Below are 1786 nucleotides of genomic sequence, written 5' to 3' on the forward strand. Positions count from 1 at the left end.
CACGGCACGTCCACCGCCCCCGGCTTCGACGCCGGCAGCCTCAAGTACTGGGCACGTCAGCAGGGCGGCAACCTCTTCGGCAAGGACGGCAACGTCTCGCTCAAGCCCGCAGCGCTCGCCGGCATGTGGAAGTACGGCCAGAAACTGATCTCCTCCGGGGCCAGCGTCAAGGCCTCGACCATGGTCGAGGACCTGACCGCCGGAATCACCGCCGGCAGCTTCGCCACCGGCAAGACAGCCATGATCGGGGCCTACAACACGCAGATCACCGCGCTGCAGCAGGCCACCGGCGCGCACCTGAAGCTGCTCCAGATGCCCCAGGTGGGCACCACCAAGGCGAACTTCCTCAAGCCCTCCATGTACTGGGCCGTATCGAGCCAGAGCAAGCACCCGGCCGAAGCCGCCGAATTCGTCAACTTCCTGCTCAACGACCAGACGGCCGCCGACATCCTCAAGACGGAGCGCGGAATCCCCGCGAACAAGAAGATGCTCCAGCACCTCGAGTCGGGTCTGGCGGGAACCGACAAGGCGGCCGTCGACTACATGAACGCGGTGACGCCGGGTGAGTCGCCGGTCGTGACCCCCAACGGCGGAAGCGGGATCGAGCCGGAGCTGCAGCGCTACAGCCAGGACGTCTACTTCAAGAAGACCTCGCCCGAAGCCGCCGCGAAGGCCTTCATCAAGGAACTCCAGGGCGAGATCGACGCGGCCAAGTGACCCCTCCCCGGGGGCCGTCGCCGCTGCCCACGGCCCCCGGTAGCCCCACGAGAAGTGGGTCAGGAACCAAGAGAGAGAAACCACCCATGCCCAGCCCCCGGCCGCCGTACCGCGTGGCCATCATCGGCACCGGCGGTATCGCCCACGCTCATGCCGAAGCCCTCGCCGAACTCTCCGAACGTGCCCGGCTGGTCGCCGTCGCCGACCTCGACCCCACCCGTGCCGCCGAGTTCGCCGACCGATTCTCCGTGCCGCACGTCTTCAACGACCCACAGGCTCTGCTGGAGAGCGAAGACCTCGATCTCGTACACATCTGTACGCCCCCGCAGACCCACGTACCGCTGGCAACCACGGTGATGCAGGCAGGCGTCACCGCCTTGGTGGAGAAGCCGACGGCACTGAGCCTGCGCGAGATGGACCAACTGGCCACGGTGCAGGAGCAGACCGGCTCCAAGGTCCTGACCGTCTTCCAGCACCGCTACGGCGCGGCGGCGGTACGCCTGCGCCGGCTGGCCGCCTCCGGCGCACTGGGACGGCCACTGGTCGCCACCTGCGAAACCCTCTGGTACCGGCCCGACGCGTACTTCGAGGTGCCGTGGCGGGGACGCTGGGACGTCGAGGGAGGCGGCCCCACCATGGGACACGGCATCCACCAGTTCGACCTCATGTTGTCGGTCCTAGGCCCCTGGTCCCAGATCGCTGCACTCGCCGAGCGCCAGGCCCGGCCCACGGACACCGAGGACGTCTCGATCGCCGCCGTCCGGTTCGACAACGGGGCCCTCGCCACTGTGGTCAACTCCCTGCTGTCCCCGCGGGAGACCTCGCGCCTGCGCTTCGACTTCGAACACGCCACGGTCGAACTCGAACACCTCTACGGCTACCGCGAGGAACACTGGCGGTTCACGCCGGCCCCCGGCCACGAGGGTCTCTCGGACCTCTGGACCGACGGTCACGAGCCGGACGTCACGAGCGGCCACAGGCTCCAGATCGAGGCCGTGTTCGACGCCTGGGAGACCGGAAAGGAACCCGGCGTCTGTCTGCACGACGCGCGCCGCACGCTGGAGTTCGC

The 1786-nt window shown here is 68.3% G+C and carries 2 protein-coding genes; both read left to right on the plus strand.

Annotated features, from left to right (window positions below; all coding sequences use genetic code 11):
* The coding region (locus tag IG99_RS43290; protein ID WP_037684523.1) for an extracellular solute-binding protein at positions 1-717 on the plus strand (717 nt) is incomplete at its 5' end.
* Between the two features lie 86 nt (positions 718-803).
* A partial coding sequence (locus tag IG99_RS43295) for a Gfo/Idh/MocA family protein (protein ID WP_037684525.1) occupies positions 804-1786 on the plus strand: 983 nt, incomplete at its 3' end.

Source organism: Streptomyces griseus subsp. griseus (assembly GCF_000720255.1).
GTDB lineage: Bacteria > Actinomycetota > Actinomycetes > Streptomycetales > Streptomycetaceae > Streptomyces > Streptomyces griseus_I.